Below are 395 nucleotides of genomic sequence, written 5' to 3' on the forward strand. Positions count from 1 at the left end.
TGTTCAATGATTATTATGGAACATTGCGGCGGCGCTTCTGGTCCAATTTGGGGCGGTGCATTCCGCGCAGCTAGTAAAGCAGCAGGCGAAAAACGTGAGTTAACAGCCAAAGAGTTCGCTGAAATATTGCAAGCGGCACTTCAAGGCATACAATCTATCGGTGAAAGATCGTTCGGTAGAGGAGCGGTAGTTGGTGATAAAACACTTGTTGATGCACTTGCTCCATGTGTAGATTCTTGGTTAGCTAGCGCTTCAAACGAAGTAGACGTGAAAACTGCCTTTGAAAAAGGAGCAGAAGCAGCGGTTAAAGGAGCAGAGTATACGAAAGAAATCGTAGCTCGTATGGGCCGCGCTGGTACAGTTGGTGAAAGAAGCTTAGGCTATCCAGATGCAGG

The 395-nt window shown here is 47.3% G+C and carries 1 protein-coding gene; it reads left to right on the forward strand.

Annotated elements, in window-relative coordinates:
• Positions 1 to 395, forward strand: a 395-nt coding sequence (locus SB775_RS27660; RefSeq protein WP_410864336.1) for a DAK2 domain-containing protein, incomplete at both ends; no start/stop codon positions are given.

The organism is Peribacillus sp. SIMBA_075, from assembly GCF_046534585.1.